The 16040-nt window shown below is 69.0% G+C and carries 11 protein-coding genes and 1 pseudogene; 8 read left to right on the top strand and 4 right to left on the bottom strand.

The window, feature by feature from the left end:
- Positions 1-33 precede the first annotated feature (33 nt).
- Complete coding sequence (locus tag ACXJJ3_RS37345) at positions 34-1536, top strand: LLM class flavin-dependent oxidoreductase (protein ID WP_458166649.1); 1503 nt, start codon at positions 34-36, stop codon at positions 1534-1536.
- Here ACXJJ3_RS37345 and ACXJJ3_RS37350 read toward each other — a convergent pair whose 3' ends face one another.
- Positions 1537-2163: a DUF6308 family protein gene (locus ACXJJ3_RS37350; RefSeq protein ID WP_458166650.1), complete on the bottom strand. Its 627-nt coding sequence runs from the start codon at positions 2161-2163 to the stop codon at positions 1537-1539.
- Between the two features lie 216 nt (positions 2164-2379).
- Between ACXJJ3_RS37350 and ACXJJ3_RS37355 the strand changes: the two genes are divergently transcribed.
- The 3 genes from ACXJJ3_RS37355 to ACXJJ3_RS37365 all read left to right on the top strand — a co-directional run bounded on the left by ACXJJ3_RS37355 (position 2380) and on the right by ACXJJ3_RS37365 (position 7669).
- Positions 2380-6438: a DUF6531 domain-containing protein gene (locus ACXJJ3_RS37355; RefSeq protein ID WP_458166651.1), complete on the top strand. Its 4059-nt coding sequence runs from the start codon at positions 2380-2382 to the stop codon at positions 6436-6438.
- The gene (locus ACXJJ3_RS37360; RefSeq protein ID WP_458166652.1) at positions 6435-6932 is read left to right on the top strand and encodes a hypothetical protein; all 498 of its coding nucleotides are present in this window, start codon (positions 6435-6437) and stop codon (positions 6930-6932) included. Before ACXJJ3_RS37355 ends, ACXJJ3_RS37360 begins: the two co-directional genes overlap by 4 nt.
- 122 nt (positions 6933-7054) lie before the next feature.
- Complete coding sequence (locus ACXJJ3_RS37365; protein WP_458166653.1) at positions 7055-7669, top strand: DUF4291 domain-containing protein; 615 nt, start codon at positions 7055-7057, stop codon at positions 7667-7669.
- 3 nt (positions 7670-7672) lie between these two features.
- Here the strand turns inward: ACXJJ3_RS37365 and ACXJJ3_RS37370 are convergent.
- Positions 7673-9186, bottom strand: a pseudogene (locus ACXJJ3_RS37370) (MFS transporter).
- Here ACXJJ3_RS37370 and ACXJJ3_RS37375 point away from each other — a divergent pair.
- Complete coding sequence (locus tag ACXJJ3_RS37375; RefSeq protein ID WP_458166654.1) at positions 9121-9960, top strand: RNA polymerase subunit sigma-70; 840 nt, start codon at positions 9121-9123, stop codon at positions 9958-9960. The pseudogene ACXJJ3_RS37370 and the gene ACXJJ3_RS37375 overlap by 66 nt on opposite strands.
- Positions 9961-9972: 12 nt before the next feature.
- Positions 9973-10266, top strand: coding sequence for a hypothetical protein (locus ACXJJ3_RS37380; protein ID WP_458166655.1), 294 nt, complete (start codon positions 9973-9975; stop codon positions 10264-10266).
- On the opposite strand, the gene ACXJJ3_RS37385 is transcribed toward ACXJJ3_RS37380, so the two are convergent.
- On the bottom strand, positions 10263-10892 hold the full coding sequence (locus ACXJJ3_RS37385; protein ID WP_458166656.1) for an FMN-dependent NADH-azoreductase: 630 nt from the start codon (positions 10890-10892) through the stop codon (positions 10263-10265). The two genes, ACXJJ3_RS37380 and ACXJJ3_RS37385, sit on opposite strands and share 4 nt — an antisense overlap.
- 220 nt (positions 10893-11112) lie before the next feature.
- On the opposite strand from ACXJJ3_RS37385, the gene ACXJJ3_RS37390 reads away from it, so the two are divergent.
- Both ACXJJ3_RS37390 and ACXJJ3_RS37395 read left to right on the top strand, forming a co-directional pair.
- On the top strand, positions 11113-11730 hold the full coding sequence (locus tag ACXJJ3_RS37390; protein WP_458166657.1) for a LysE family transporter: 618 nt from the start codon (positions 11113-11115) through the stop codon (positions 11728-11730).
- A 17-nt stretch (positions 11731-11747) separates the two neighbouring features.
- Positions 11748-12524 (top strand): alpha/beta fold hydrolase, encoded by a 777-nt coding sequence (locus tag ACXJJ3_RS37395; protein ID WP_458171990.1) that lies wholly within the window; start codon positions 11748-11750, stop codon positions 12522-12524.
- Here ACXJJ3_RS37395 and ACXJJ3_RS37400 read toward each other — a convergent pair.
- A complete protein-coding gene (locus tag ACXJJ3_RS37400) occupies positions 12521-16015 on the bottom strand; it encodes a UvrD-helicase domain-containing protein (protein WP_458166658.1) in 3495 nt (1164 codons plus the stop codon). The genes ACXJJ3_RS37395 and ACXJJ3_RS37400 overlap by 4 nt on opposite strands.
- Positions 16016-16040: the final 25 nt, after the last annotated feature.

Below are 16040 nucleotides of genomic sequence, written 5' to 3' on the forward strand. Positions count from 1 at the left end.
GAGATTATTCGCCTAGCGAAGTAGTTTTACCGCATGGATTATGGGCATGAGCTGGTCTTCGGCACGTTCCTGACCCCCGCGATCGACGCCCCGGACCGGGTGATCGCGCTGGCGCAGCTGACCGAGCAGGTCGGGCTGGACCTGGTCAGCTTCCAGGACCACCCGTACCAGCCGCGGCTGATGGACGCGTGGACGCTGCTGTCCGTCGTCGCCGCGCAGACCGAGCGCATCAAGGTGACCACGAACGTCGCCAACCTCCCGCTGCGGCACCCGGTCGTCCTGGCGCGCAGCGTCGCGACGCTCGATCTCATTACGGGTGGCCGTGTGGAGCTAGGGCTCGGTGCCGGCGGGTTCCTGGAGGCCGTTGCGGCTAACGCCGGGCCGCGGCTGACCACAGGGCAGAGCATTACCGCTCTGGAGGAGGCCATCGCGATCATGCGCGAGGTCTGGACGCCCGGAGGCGGTGGAATCCGGCTCGAGGGCAAGCACTACACCGTGGCCGGCGCCAAGCGCGGCCCGGCGCCCGCGCACGACGTGTCTATCTGGCTGGGGGCTTACAAGCCCCGGATGCTGGCCCTGACCGGGCGGCTCGCGGACGGCTGGCTGCCGAGCAGCGGGTACGCCGGGCCTGATGAGCTCGCGGCTATGAACAAGGTGATCGATGACGCGGCTGTAGAAGCCGGCCGGGAGCCTGGGGCGGTTCGGCGGCTCTACAACATCGCTGGGCAGTTCAACGGGCGCGGTGGGTTCCTGCAAGGGCCGGAAGAGCTGTGGATCGACCAGCTGACCGAGCTGACGCTGGGGGAGGGCATCAGCACGTACATCCTTGCCTCTGACAACCCTGACGACATCAGGCGCTTCGCTGAGGTCTCGATCGGCGTACGCGAGGCTGTGGAGGCGGCTCGGTCGGGAGCGGCTCTTGTTGCGGCACCGGCTGCTGGTTTCGAGGTGGTGCCGACGCCGCCGCCTGCCGTACGGCGTAGCGCAGTACAGGTGCTGGACGAGTCGGAGCGGCCGACCGGGCCGGCGGTGGACCCGTCACGGACGTATACGCCGTACCAGCTGCAGTCAGGGCAGCACCTGATCGACGTACACGATCATCTGCGGGCCGAGCTGGAGCAGGTGCGTGATCTGGTCGAGCAGGTCGCTGCCGGGACGCTGGGGGTCGGTGCGGCGCGGTCACACATCAACACGATGACCATGCGGCAGAACAACTGGACCCTGGGGACGTACTGCGAGTCGTACTGCCGGCTGGTCACGACGCATCACTCGTTGGAGGACGCGTCGCTGTTCCCGCACCTTCGGCGTGCCGACCCCGCGCTCGCGCCGGTCGTGGACCGGTTGCAGGAGGAGCACAAGATCATCCACGACGTACTGGAGGGTGTCGACAAGGCGTTGGTCGCGCTCGTCGACGGTTCCGGCAGCATCGACGGTCTGCGCGCGGCCATGGATCTGCTCGACGACACATTGCTCTCGCACCTGTCCTACGAGGAGCGTGAGCTGGTCGAGCCGCTCGCGCGGCTTGGGGTGCTCTAGTTACTTCGCTTCACCCAGCAAGGAGGCGAGGATGTCGAGCAGACGGAGCGTCGGCACCTCGCCGAGCAGCCGGGCGGCACTCGTGGCCGGCTCCGCGATCAGCCGGACCTGCAGCAGCTTGAAGTCGCGGACGTTCGCCGGGTTGACCAGATCGTCTCGCACTGCGGACAGGAACGCCGAGCCGGCCGCCGACGTACCGTAGGTCATCCGGATGAAGCTGTCCGTGACCGGATACAGGTACGGCCGCTTCAGGTGCAGCAGCTTCGACTTCTTCGCGTGCCCGAACCCGCGGTGCCCGGTGAACTTGTCGTCCAGCGCCATCGCCGCCTCGAACAGCTCACTCCCCGGCGCCGCGTCCTCGAGCCGCGCGTCCACCGGGATCGCCGCCAGCTCCTTCTCGGTCTCGACCTCAAGCAGCCACGGGATGTCCATCGCCCGCAGATCCGACCCGATCACCATCGTCCGGGCCAGGTCCTCGAACGTGATCCGGTTCGGGTCGGAGCCGCCGACGGTGGTCATCCCCGGCAGCCCGTCGTAGTACTGCAGCACGGCGCCGTTCGTCTCGGCGTACAGCCGCAACTGCGCGATCGCCTCGTCGACGACGATCTTCCGGGTACCGATGTTCATGAGCCACACCCTCACACTCTTGGTGGCAGACCCGCCAGCGGGCGGACCATCATTCGAACGTTTCCTCACACTGTTTCCGCAGATCGTAGCGACTCCCGGGGGACCCGCACGCCAGGGTCACTGCCCGTTATCCACAACCTGTAATCATCCCCGCCGCCGCGGTGCCGTCCACCATAAACTCTCTGTCACAACCCCACGACTGAGAGGAGGCAAACCGTGCGCCGGCTCCTGGCCATCGTCCTGCCCGTCCTCCTGCTCGCGTCCCTCGCCTCACCCGCCCAGGCCACCCCGCCGGACGCCTACTACTGCCTGCACCCCGACCTCGCCGTCTCCGCCGAAGGCCAACTGCTGAGCAGCGGCGACCAGCTCGCCCTCGACGGCGGCATGGCCCACGCCGGCACCGGCCTCACCCTGGACTTCCAGGCGCACACCGTCAACACCCCGATCGACCTGTGCAACCTGCGCATGACCGACTCGCGCGCCTGGCAGGTCGACCACTGGCCCTGCACCAACGCCCCCAAACCTCAGCCTGCCCGCAGCCAGTCATTGAGCTGGTCCGTCTACGTCCCGCTCGACTGCAAGTTCATCGCCTCGCCGAACCTGCTGACCGTCTCGCTGACGAACGGCAAGGGCTCGGCCGCAGCCAACGTGATGATCTACGCCGGGGCGCCCGCGTTCGTGCTCCCGGACAAGCAGGCACGTGCGTTCTTCGGGCCGTTCGCGATGCAGTCCGATCCGGTCAACTCGCTGACCGGCGCGTTGGCCGCCGTCGAGACCGATGCCTCCGTGACGGCCGTCGGACTGCCGCTGACGTTCACCCGGACATACAACTCGAACGACACCGTCGCCGGTGCGCTCGGCGTCGGATGGCGATCGTCGTACTCGGACCGGCTGGTCTTGTCTGCGACCGGCGCGCGGTACCTGGCGTCGGACGGGCGCGAGATCTGCTTCACCCGGAAGGGCCCCGCGTTCGCGGTGGAGGCCGGGCCTGGGCGGTTCACGCTGGCGCGGTCGGGGTCGACGTACCTCCTGACGAGCGTCGATCAGACGCGGATGCAGTTTTCCGCGGCCGGCGACCTGCAGTCGATCCGTGACCGCAACGGTCAAGGCGTGACGATCTCGCACGCCGCCGGGCGGATCCAGACGGTCGCGAACGGGCGACGCTCGCTGACCTACGACTACAACGCTCAGGGGCAGCTCACGTCGGTGCGGCTGTCGGGGCCAGGTGTCGCGCCGCGAACCGTGCGGTACGAGTATGCCGACGGCCTGCTGGAGTCTGTGGTCTCACCGGGCGGCATTCGGACGCGGTACGAGTACGCGGACCGGCGGCTCACGTCCGCGCGCGTGGGGGACGCGACCGCGTTCGTGACGGAGTACGACGCCGACGGGCGGGTCGTGGCGCAGACCGACGGGGACGGCGGCCGCTCCACCTGGACCTGGGAGACCGACGGCATCCGCGGCACGTCCACGATGACGGATCCGACCGGCGGCAAGTGGCTCAACGAGTATGAGCGGAACTGGTTGATCCGCCAGACCGATCCGACCGGCGCCACCGCGACGTTCCACTACGACGCCGACGGCAACCTGATCCGCGTCTTCGACAACCTCGGGCACGGTGCGCGGCACGAGTACGACGCGCTCGGTCGTGTGGTGGCGTCGACGGACGCGGCCGGCGCCGTCACCCGGCGGACCTACAACCCGCGGAACGACGTCACTACGGCAGTGGATCCGCTCGGGCGGCGCACGACGTACAGCTATGACGCCCGCGGCAACCCGACCGGGACGTCGTACGGCGGCCGTAGCTCGTCGGTCACCTACGATCCGCGCGGGCTGGCGACCGCGTCCCGTGATCCGCTCGGGCGCACCACGCAGTACGCCTACTCTGTCGACGGCGACCTGGTGCGTGTCGTGGATCCTGCGCACCAGGTGGCGCGAGTCGAGTACGACGGGTGGGGACGACCGGTCAAGGTGACGTCTCCGCGCGGTGCGATCAGTACGGTCTCCTACAACGACGACGACCAGCCGCTCGAACAGCACGGCGCGCTCGGCGTCTCGACAAGTCAGACCTACGACGCGCAAGGCCGGGTGTCGACACTGGTCGACGCCCGTGGGGGCATCACGAAGCTCCGTTACGACGGGTCGGGCGCGGTGGTTGGCGTCACCAGACCGTCGTTGCCCGAGGCCACGACGACCTACGACGCCTCGGGGAGGGTCACGAAGATGGTCGACGCCGGCGGCCGCGCGCAGACCTTCATCTACGACGGCGCCGGCCGCACCACCGAGGCCACGTACGGCGATCGGACCTGGCGATTCACCTACGACAGGGCCGGACGCCTGATCCGTACGACGCTGCCCTCCGGCAAGACCGCGTCCTTCACGCTGGATGCCCGTGGTGCGCCGCTCCGGATCGCGTACTCCGACAAGGCGCCTGCGGTCAGCTTCACCTGGGACGTCGTGGGCCGCCGCACGTCGATGACCGACGGGACCGGCATTACCCGCTTCGGGTACGACAACTTCGACCATCTGTCGTCGTCGGCCGGCCCCGGCGGGGCGGTGACCTATCAGTGGGACGCTGTCGGGAACCTCGCTGGACGGACCGCCGCCGGGCACACGGAGTCGTACGCCTGGGACGCCGTCGACCGCCTTCTATCCGCCGCCGCCGATGGGAAGACGCTCGCGACGTATCGCTACGACCTCGCCCATGGAACGATCACCACGACTCAGCCAGGCGGGCTGGTCAAGACCGAGGAGGTGGACCTCCGCGGCCGAACGACCACCCTGTCCGTCACGCAGAACGCCCGTCCTGTCCGCACCATCAGTTCGGCGTACGACGCTGCCGACAACATCGCCAGCTCGAACGACTCCGTAGCGGGTAAGGCGTCGTACGAATACGACCCGCTTAACCGCCTGACAGCCGCCAACTCCATCCGCTACGGGTACGACGGAAGCGGCAACCGCACCTGGGAACAGCGCCCGTCAGGGAGCACGTGGTCCCTGTACGGCGCCACCAACGAACTCCAGGCCTCGATCACCGCACCCGCCAACTACCCACTCGCTCCACCGTCCGCCCGTTCCTACACGTACGACAAGGACGGCAACCTCACCTCCGACGGCACCACGACGTACACCCACTCCGGCGACGGCCGTCGAGCCACCTCCAGCAGCGGCCGCCAGATGACCCGCTATCTGTGGGACCCGCTCTCACCACAGATCCTCAACACGACAACCGACGGCAAACCAACCCGCTATCTCTACGGCAGCAGCCTCCTCGCCGAACAAGCCGGGGCAACTCGGACGCCGCTTACCACTGCACCGAACGGCTCGCTCCTCACCACCACCGCCACCAGCAAACCGACCCAGCACGACTACGAGCCCTACGGCCAAACCCGAGCCGGTCCCACAGCTCCACCCGCCTCCGGCAAGCCATCCGGCCGACCGACCCTCGGCTACATCGGCGGTCTCAAGCTCCCTACGGGCAACTACCTCCTAGGCCAACGCGAGTACAACCCCACCACGGGCACCTTCCTCACCACAGACCAGGCCGGCTCGGCCAACCCGTACGCCTACACAACCGGCAACCCCCTCAAAACCACCGACCTCCAGGGCCTGGACGACGTAGAAGGCACCCTCACCGACGTCTCCCAGATCTCCGGCTACATCTCCACCGCCGCCCTGGCCGGCGCCGTCATCTGCACCATCGCCCGCGCCTGCGCCCCCGCCATCCCCATCTTCCTCGAGATCTCCTCCGCCACCGGAGTAATCTCCGCCGGCACCGCGGGGATCCTCGACTCCGAGGCCTGCGTCCTGAAGGGCAACTGCTCACAACTGGCGGCCCAGATTGCTGTCGGAGTGGTTGCGAGCCGGATCCCAGCAGCTGGGTTGGTAGAGCGCGCCGGACCGGAGATGGTGACGGTGTACCGCATCGAGGGATCTGGCAACCGAAGGCTGCTGATCGGAGACACCGGAGATGTGTCAATTCAGGGCCCGGGAATGCTGTTCCTGAACTTCGGCGACAAGGAGCGTGCACTGAGCTATTACCAGCGACGCCACAGTCAGGGGTACAGCGACAGCCAAATGAAGTCCTTCGAGGTTCCTCGCTCGTATGTCGACTCGCTTCGCCGAGCCGCTGTTCGTGAGCGTGCCGCGAAGGCCAACCCAAGAGCCCCGCTGTCTGTTGACCGGTCGAAGGCCGGCGACCAGTTCGGTCTGCGAAGCTGTCACTTTCCAGAGTTGCTCGAGCAGATACAGCCCGGTAGTGGAAGGATCATTTGTTGAACCATGATGAGGAGTTGCAGCGGCTGCGGGGGAATGGTCCTGCGGAAAGAATGGAGGCGGGCATACGGTTGTCTGCTGAGTCCGCAGACAGCGCGATCCTGCTGGACCGATGCCGTGAAGTCATGGTGACGGTCCTTCAGCACCAGGGAGGGGAATGGCCCGACCTTGCGACGTGGCGCAGTGAGATGCCTGCGTGGTTCGTGCTGGCCTGCGCACCGGAGAAAACGCCGGAGCAGGAGCAGGCGGACCTGATCTGGTGGCAAAGCCTGTCGTCGGACGACCAGGCGTCCGCGGACGAAACGTCGCAGTGGTCGCTCTCGGACTGGCTGTGGTGGCTCGAACCGGAGAATCGGACCTGGTATTGGTTGGGCGCAGAAGCAGCCGATCCGCGTCAACTCCTGGTCTATGTCGAAACTGAGGGTGACCCGTCGCCGACCGGCGCCCTTCGTTGGCTCCTCACGGCCGCCGGTGCGACAAAGGTCGACGAGAGCTGACGATCCGCGTTGTCAGCCTCTGACCCGTTGAAGTCCGCCGCGACAAGCCGAGTGGGCGAGCCGTGCCGGTGGCTCGAGCCGCAGCCCGGAGGCTTCTAGCATTCTTGGCTATGGAGAGTGGTGTGCTTCGGCAGGTTCGGGCGTTGTACGGCGAGGGGGTGGTCGCGGTCTATCAGGCTTATTCGCCGGAGATCGCGGAGCCGGCGTTGCAGGCTGGGACGTTTGTGGAGCCGTTCGGGATGGGGCGAATGACGTGGATCAAGCCGTCGTTCCTGTGGATGGCTTATCGGTCGGGGTGGGGGACGAAGCCGGGGCAGACGCGGGTGTTGCGGGTTTGGATTCGGCGGAGTGGATTCGAGTGGGCGTTGGGGCGTGGGGTGCTTTCGCATTACCAGGCGGGGTTTCATGAGTCCGAGGCCGCGTGGAAACAGTCGTTGGCCGGGGCGCCGGTGCGGATTCAGTGGGATCCGGAGCAGACGGTGACGCTGACCCCGCAGCCCCGGGTGCGGTCGATCCAGATCGGGTTGTCGGGGGATGCGGTACGCCGCTATGTGCACGAGTGGATCGTGGGGATCGAGGAGGTCACTGCGGAGATGCAGCACGTGCGGGACCTCGCCCGTACGTCGGCTGCTGCTGCGGAGGCGGTGTTGCCGGTTGAGCGCCCGTACCCCGTCAGCGACGAGTTGGCCGCGCGGATCGCCGCGACGCCTGGTGCACACTCGGGCCGCCGTGCGTGATGGCTACTTCACGAGTAGCTCGGTGGGGAGCGGCGCCTTTCGGGGGGACAGGAGGGCTGCGGCGAGGCCTAGGCCCGGGATCAGGCCGAGGACGCGTTCTGCGGTGGTGAAACCGGTGATGAAGGTCGTTGGGGTGGCGTAGCTGCCGTCGGCTGAACAGGGCGGCTGCCAGTGCGATGCCGAGAACACCGCCGAGCTCGCGCAGTGAGCTGTTGACGGCTGCCGCGACGCCTGAGTCGTCGACGGGTACCGCGCCGACGACCGCGTGGCGACCGTCGGGAAGCACATCGCCACCCCGATGCCCGAGATGATCAGCGGTACGACGAGCACGCCGTACCTGACGCCCGGTTCGACGACGAACGACAACCACACCAACCCGCTCCCTTGCAGTAGCAGGCCGAGCGCCATGAACGGACGGTTGCCGAACTTGTCCGCGAGCGCGCCCGCGATCGGCGCGACGAGCATCGGCATCGCCATCCACGCGAGGATGCGGACGCCGGCCTGCAGAGGTGGGTACCCGAGGCCAATCCGGAAGAACTGGGTCATCATGAACCGGGACCCGAGCAACGACACGAACTGGAAGAACGCGACGAGGTTGGCCTGCGTGAATCCGGGGCGGCCGAAGTACGCCTGCGGCAGCATCGGGTCCGCGGTACGTCGCTCCCACCCGATGAACGCCCCGACCAGGACCAGCCCGGTGACCAGGGTGCCGAGCACCTCCGCGCTGTCCCAGCCGGCGTCGGGTGCACGGACAGCAGCCCACACGACCCCGGTCAGTCCGAGGCTGACGAGGACGAGTCCGAGCGGGTCGAGCCTGTCACGCGGACCGTGGGTCTCGGTGAGCAGCGCGGCCGACCCCACGGCCACGAGCAGCGCGATCGGGACGTTGATCCAGAGGATCCATTGCCACGACAGCCCTTCGACGATCGCCCCACCCAGTACCGGACCCGCGGCCACGCCGCGGCCGGTGACAGCACCCAGATGCCGATCGCCGTACTGCGCTTCGCCTTCGGGAACGCGTCGCTGATCAGGCTGAGTGTGAGCGGCAGGATCATCGCCGCGCCGATGCCCTGGGCGACGCGCGCGGCGATCAGGACCTCGGCGGATACCGCGAGCGTGGCGGCGGCCGAGGAAACGGCGAACAGGGTCAGACCGGCGACGTACGTTGTCCGGCGGCCGATGCGGTCACCGACCGCGGCGCAAGTCAGCATCAGCGCCGCGAACGCCAGGTTGTAGGCGTTGATGTTCCACTCCAGGTCGGCCAGCGAGGCGCCGAGGTCCGCGCGCAGAGGAAACTTCTCATCGAGGTCCGGTTGGTGAGTTTCGGCGCCGCCGATCGTCTGTATCCGCGGAAGTCGAAGAATCGAGCTGGAGGACTCGCAATGGGCAGGACCGGGTTCGCAGAGGTCGCCGAGCCCTAGCGCCACGAGCTGTCGGCGTCCTGCTACCGGATGCTGCGAGCGTTCCGTGGTTACGACGGATGGGAGCGGCGATCCGGCATCCGTACCTGGCTGCACCGGATCGCGACCAACGTGTGCCTGGACGCGCAACGGGCGGCCCGCCGTCGTCCGTTGCCGTCCGCGGTGGGGACGCCGACGGACGACGTCGACCCGCACCGGTTGGCCGCGGATCCGGAGTATCTGTGGATGAGCCCGGTCGCGGACGCGGTACTGCGGGGCGACCGGGATCCGGCCGATCACGCGCAGGCGCAGGCCGGCGTACGGCTGGCGCTGATCGCCGCACTGCAGCACCTCACGCCGACGCAGCGCGCGATCTTCGTCCTGCGTGACGTACTGATGTGGCGCGCCGACGAGACCGCCGAGGCACTGCGGCTCACCGTGCCGTCGATCACCAACCATCCGCTGCGGGCACGGCGCCGGATCCGGGAGGCGGACGTCAGCCTGGACGACATGCGCGAGACTCCCGATCGACGCCGCGCTGTCCAGGAGTATCTCGGGGCTTTCGTCGACGCGACGCCGGACCGTCTTGCCGCGTTGCTGACACAGGACGTCGTGTTCGAGATGCCGCCGCACTCCTCGTGGTTCCGGGGACGCGAAACGGTCGCGGCGTTCCTGCGCGATCGAGTGGGCGGGGGTACGTGGCGTGGTGTGCTGACCGGCGCCAACGGGCAGCCTGCCGTTGCGCTCTACCTGCGGGACGCCGGTGGCGAGTTCCGGCCCGAGGGTATCCACGTCCTGGATGTCACGACCGCCGGGATCGCGCATGTCGTCGCGTTCCGCGATCCGGCACCGTTCGCGGCCTTCGGTCTGCCCCGCACCACGAACGAGTGAAGGAGCTTGCAGATGGCGATGATGCAGATCGTGCGCTACCGGACCGCCGACTGGGCCGCGGACGCGAACCAGTCGGCCATCGAGGACGTGTTCGCCGAGTTGGCGGTCGAGGCGCCCGACGACCTCAGCTACAGCGTCTATCGGCACGGCACCGAGTTCGTGCATATCGTTGCCTCGGGCACTGATGTGCTGGGACGGTTGCCGGCGTTCCAGGAGTTCCTGGCCGGGCTGCGGCCCCGCCTCGCGGTCGAGCCGCAGTCCGACCCGGTCACCGTGATCGGTGCCTACCGCTCCGATCGTTCCTAGAAGGTCTTGGCTGCGGAGCGGGCGGTGGAGAGGGCGTCTTCGCGGGACTGGAGGAGGTCGCCGGTGAGGGTGGGGTGGTGGCGGATTTCGGTGATGTCGGTGATGCCGGTCCAGCGGAGCCAGTCGTCGAAGAAGGTGGACTGGTGGTTGGTGCCGAAGGCCGGGCCGAGGTGCGGGGCCCAGACGCCGCTGGTGTAGATGACGGTTGCCTTGCGGCCGGTGCCGGCGAGGAGGGGCTGGTAGCCGGTGTGGGGGTCCAGGCCCCAGATGGTGCCGGGCTGCGAGACGACGTCGATGAACTGCTTGAGGATGTAGGGGACGCCCGCGTTCCACATCGGGACGCTGAAGAGGAGGCGGTCCGCGGCGAGGAAGCGTTGGACGGTTGCCTGTACGGCGTCCCAGGCCGCGGCCTCCTCGCCCTCGAGCGGTTCGCCCGCGATGAACGTCATCTTGGCGCCGGCCGCGGCGGGGCCGAACTCGGGCAAGGTGCCGTCCCACAGGTTCCAGGTGACGACGTCGTTGTCGGGGTGGGTCTCGCGGTACACGTCGAGGAACGTGTCGGCGATGCGCAGGGACTCCGACTTGTCGCCGCGGGGGGACGATGCGATGTGCAGCAGGGTGCTCATGTGATGCCTTCCAGGTCTTATCGGACTATGGTCCGGTTACGCGGGCGACGATACGGACCTTGGTCCGGTTAGTCAACGGTGCTGCCAAATTGGGTTGACCGGGGCCGCATGATGGGGACATGACTACGACACTCAGACTGTTGCTGGTGGGACCTGTGGCCTTGGTGGCTCGGGTTCAGCAGCAGGTCGGTCGTGGCTGGAGGTCGACGCCCGGTCAGTCGTGATCGGGCTGGTGGTCGCGGGGCTGTTGGCCGGGTACGGCGTTGCCGTGCCGGTCGGGCCTGTCGGGACCTATCTGGTGGCGTTGACGGCGCGGACGTCGTTGCGGATCGGGGTGTTCGCCGCACTCGGGGTGGCGTCGGCCGATGGCGTGTACGCGGCGGTGGCAGCGGGAGCCGGTTCGGTCCTGGCGCCGTTGCTGGTGCCGATTGTCGGACCGTTGCGTTGGGCATCGGTTCTCGTGCTGGCCGGGCTCGCGGCGATGGGGGCCATCAAGGCGGTACGGCGGTACCGCGAGCAGCGAATCGTCGCGCTGCAGCAGGAGCCCCCGGTCGGCGCGTGGACGGCGTACCTCGGGATGCTCGGGATGACGATGCTGAACCCGTGGACGGTGATCTATTTCGCGGCGCTGGTGCTCGGGGGATCGGGCGTTGCGGGTGTCGGCGGGCGGATCGTGTTCGTGGTGGCGGCGTTCGTGGCGTCGGCGAGCTGGCAACTGCTGCTCGCGGGCGGCGGGGCGCTGCTCGGACGGGTCCTGACCGGCGCGCGCGGGCGGCTCGCTACGGCGCTCGCCTCGAGCGCGCTCATCGTCGTCCTTGCGGTCCGATTGGTGGCCTAGCGGAGAATGTACGCGTGATGAATCGGCGTGGGGACGTGGAGATCGCGGTCACCGAGCGCGGCGGTGACGGTCCGGTGCTCGTACTGCTGCATGGGTTGGCGGGGAGCTCACGTGAGCTGCTGCCGACGGCGGATGCGTTGGCCGATCGGTTCCGGGTACTGCTGATCGATCAGCGCGGGCACGGCCGCAGTACCCGGCGGCCGGCAGATGTTTCGCGGGCGGCGTACGTCGGTGATGTGGTTGCGGTTCTCGAGGAGTTCGCGCCGGGGCAGCGGGTGAGGTTGGTGGGGCAGTCGATGGGTGCGCATACGGCGCTGCTCGCGACGGCGGCGCGGCCGGACCTGGTCGCGCGGCTGGTAATGCTGGAAGGCAATGCAGCCGGCGACGACCGGCCGGAAGAGGCTCGCAAGATCGGTGAGTACTTCGCGTCCTGGCCGGTGCCGTTCGAGGACGAGGCGGCGGCGCGGGCGTATCTCGGTGACGGGCCGCTGGCGGTTGCTTGGTGCAACGATCTGGAGCGGACCGAGGACGGCTTGCGGCCGCGGTTCGACGCGGACGTGATGGAGGCGACGATCGCGGCGGTGCAGGAGGATCGGTGGGCGGAGTGGGAGCGGCTCGAACCGCAGACGCTCGCCGTGTTCGGGGAGCATGGCATGTTCACCCAGGAGCAGCAGGACGAACTCATCCGTCGTCGCCCGCAGACGGCGCGCGCCGTGATCGCCGGCGGCAGTCACGACGCGCATCTGGACGCGTTCGACGGATGGATCGAGGTACTGCGCAGCGGTTTGAGCTAGACGACGCGTTCGACGGCTGCACCTGGGTTGAGGAACAGCAGGATCGGCGGGCCGGTGTTCGGCAGGATCTGTGCGTACGCCTGGAGTTGCGGCGCGTAGTACGCGACCCGGCTGTCCAGTGCGGCCGCGGGGATCGCGTCGGTCTTGTAGTCGACGATCGTCAGGCGGCCGTCGTCTTCGCGGTAGATGAGGTCGACGAAGCCTTCCAGAACGGTGCCGTCCGGCTGGACGGTGCCGACGTACGACTCGCGCCAGTGCTCGCGGGCCGCGGCGCGTTGGACCACCTCGGACGCGAGCGCCGAGCGGACGAGCGCGGTCACGACGTCGGTGAACTCGAGGACGCCCTCGGCGAGGCACTGGGTCGCGACGGCGGCGTCGAGGCCGGCACCGGTGGAGAGGTCGACAACCTGCAGTACGGCGTGCACGGCGCGGCCGATCGCGGTGCCGTAGCGGCCCTTCGACCACGGCGGGAGCTCGACGTCGCGCGGGCCCTTCGCCGTACCGGGGTCGACGTCGGTGAGGGTCGCGTCCGGGCCGGTGCCTTCGAGGCCGGAGGCGCTCTGGGCGGAACGGAGACGGCTCGCGGCCTGCGCGGCGGCGGCCCGCGATTCCCATTCGGTGCGGGAGATCGGCGGGGCCACGTCGGGGGCGGCCGTCGGCTCGCGGTCGGGGACCGGCGGGCCGGCGAACAACGTCGAGTGCGGGGCCTCGACGCCGCCGGCGGTGGCGAGTAGTTCGGCGTTGCTCGTATGCCGGCGGTTGCCGGAGCGGTGCAGCGAGACGATCAGGTGGTCGCGGGCGCGGGTCGCGGCGACGTACAGCAGGCGGCGGCGTTCGTAGTCGTCCATCTGTTCGTCGACGGGCTGGACCAGGTCGAAGTCCTCGGTCTGGACGGACGACTTGAGCTTGACCGCGTACCCGCCCGCCGGCGGCCAGAGGACCTGGACGCCGCGCTGCCGGTTCGGCGACGCGGTCATCCCGGACAGGATCACGATCGGGAACTCGAGGCCCTTCGCGGCGTGGATCGTCATCACCCGAACCGCGTCCGCGTCGGTCTCCGGCAGCACGGCCTCGGCGACGCGCGACGTCTCCTCGCCCTGGTGGGCGGCCCAGGCCAGGTACGAACGGAGCCCGCCGTGCTCGACCTCGGACCACGCGCGGGCCTGGTCGACGACGAACCGGATCCGCCGCCAGGCGTCGCGGGCGCGCGGGCCGATCGCGGCGACCTCGAGCATCCGGCGGTCGGCGACGATCTTCGCGAGGACCTCGCTGGGGGTGAGCCAGCGGGCCGCGTAGTACGTCCGGCGCAGCCACTCCATCGCGTCACCGACCGGGTGGGTGAGCAGCTGGTCGGGGACCGGCGAGGTCAGCGTGAACGTGCCACCGTTGCGTTTCCAGGTGAACAGGTCGTCGTCGCCGCAGCCGAACAGCGGCGAGCGGAGCGTCGTGACGAGCGCGAGTTGGTCGCTCGGGTCGCCCAGCGCGCGGGCGCAGGCGAGCAGGTCGCGGACCTCGGCGGTCTGGTAGACGAGCGAGCTGGCCTCGGCGCGGTACGGGATGTCGGCGCGGTCGAGGGCGTCCTCGAGGAACGGGAGCGAGGTGCGGGCGGGGACGAGTACGGCGATGTCGCCGGCTTCGGCGGGGCGCCAGGTTTCGGCGCGGTCGTCGTACACGAGCCAGTTGTCGCGGAGGGCTTCTTCGATGACCGAGGCGACGTCGGTGGCCTCGCGTTCGCGGAGGACGGAGGCTTGCGCGCGGGGGAGGTCGTCGTGCGGGGCGGCGCCGAGGATCGTGACGGCGGGGCCGGCCGTTGGGTCCTCGGGGAGCGGGGGGTCGAGCGGTGCGTCGACGGGGTCGTCGCCGCGGCGGCGGAAGGGGAGGACTTCGGCGAGGTCGGTGAGCTGGTTGGTGGGCGGTTCGTCGCTCGGGTCGTCGGAGAGGGTGGGCTCGTCGAAGATCGAGAGCTGGTCGCCCTCGACAGGCGTGGGGTCAGGGGCCGGCGCGCGGCCCGGAGCGACCGGGCGAGCGGGCGCGCCGAAGCCGCCAGACGTGCCGGGGCGAGCGGGCGTGCCCGGGACGGGGGGCGTTCCTGGGTTTGTGCGGTGGGGGGCGAGGGATTGGTAGGCGGGTTGCGCGGCTTCCTGGGGTTGGATGAGCGTGGCGAAGACCGTGTTGATCCACTGCAGGATGGGTGGGACCGTGCGGAAGTTGGTGGTGAGGGCGACCGTCTCGCCGAGCAGCTCTTGCGCGTTGAGGTACGTCGCGATGTTCGCCCGCCGGAACCGGTAGATCGACTGCTTCGGATCCCCGACGACGAACAACCGCCCCTCAGGAACCTCGACCTCATGCCAGTCCGCCGCCGAAGCCTCCGCGCCGCCGGCGATCCGGACCGCCAGCTCGATCTGGATCGGGTCCGTGTCCTGGAACTCGTCCAGCAGCAACCGCTCGAACCGCTCCTGCAGCTCGTCCCGTACGGCGGCGTCCCGCCGCAGCAGATCCCGCGCCAGCACCAGCAGGTCGTGGAACTCGAGCCGCCCGTCCGCCCGCCGCAGCTCGGCCGACTCCAGCACCCGCTCCGCAATCCACCGTGAAAGATGCCGTAGGCAAGCATCCAGCAGCAGCTCGACCAGCGAACCCGCGACCTCCACCACCTCGGTGCAGTCCGCGCGCACCTTCGCGATGTCCGGCCAGTTCTCCTTGCGCCCGATCCGCCCGACCTTGAGCCCGCGCAGCGCCTGCAGGAACGACAGCTGCGTCTCCTGGTCCGACGCCGCCTCCAGCATCAGCCCGAGCTCGCGGATCTGCACCACCTTCGGCAACAGCCGGTCCTCGGCGTCCAGGCATGACGAGGCCAGCCCACCGATCTGCGCCGCCGCGGCGATCAGCCCGGTCAGGTCCGGCATCGCCACCAGCTCCGGCGGCTCGACCAGCACCCGGTCCGCGATCAGGTCCCAGTCGTTCCCGAACAGCCGTGCCAGCGACCGCAGGTGCTTCAGCTCGACACCGACCGCCATCGCGAGCAGCAACGGCTCCGCGATCGAGTCGTCGTCGAGCAACTGCTGCTGCAGCTCCGCCCACCGCTCCTCGAACGCGACCGACGACCCGACCTCGTCGAGTACGTCGATCAACGGCGGCAGCCCCGCCTCGATCGGATGCGCGAGCAGGATCTGTTGCGCGAAGGCGTGCAGCGTACCGATCGACGCCGAGTCCAGATCGTCCAGCGCCGCGTCCGCGAGCGACCCGACGTCCGTACGCCGCGCCCGTTCGAACTCGACCCGCAACCGGTCCCGCAGCTCCGCGCCGGCCTTCTCGGTGAACGTCACGGCCGCGATCGCCCGCAGCGGTACGCCGTCCCGCAGCACCAGCGTCCGCACCCGTTCGACCAGGGCATGCGTCTTCCCCGACCCGGCGCCGGCCTCCACGAACAGCGTCGCGTCCGTGTCGGTGCGGATCCGCTCCCGGGCAGCTCCGTCGAGCAACTGCTCACTCATCGGCAGCTCCCGCGGTGGGCGGGGA

The sequence above is a fragment of the Kribbella sp. WER1 genome (assembly GCF_054189145.1).

Excerpts from the sequence above, each read along its gene's own strand:
- ACXJJ3_RS37345 (WP_458166649.1), top strand. The coding sequence starts at position 34 with ATGGATTATGGGCATGAGCTGGTCTTCGGCACGTTCCTGACCCCCGCG.
- ACXJJ3_RS37350 (WP_458166650.1), bottom strand. The coding sequence starts at position 2,163 with ATGAACATCGGTACCCGGAAGATCGTCGTCGACGAGGCGATCGCGCAG.
- ACXJJ3_RS37375 (WP_458166654.1), top strand. The coding sequence starts at position 9,121 with ATGCTGCGAGCGTTCCGTGGTTACGACGGATGGGAGCGGCGATCCGGC.
- ACXJJ3_RS37380 (WP_458166655.1), top strand. The coding sequence starts at position 9,973 with ATGGCGATGATGCAGATCGTGCGCTACCGGACCGCCGACTGGGCCGCG.
- ACXJJ3_RS37385 (WP_458166656.1), bottom strand. The coding sequence starts at position 10,892 with ATGAGCACCCTGCTGCACATCGCATCGTCCCCCCGCGGCGACAAGTCG.
- ACXJJ3_RS37395 (WP_458171990.1), top strand. The coding sequence starts at position 11,748 with ATGAATCGGCGTGGGGACGTGGAGATCGCGGTCACCGAGCGCGGCGGT.
- ACXJJ3_RS37400 (WP_458166658.1), bottom strand. The coding sequence starts at position 16,015 with ATGAGTGAGCAGTTGCTCGACGGAGCTGCCCGGGAGCGGATCCGCACC.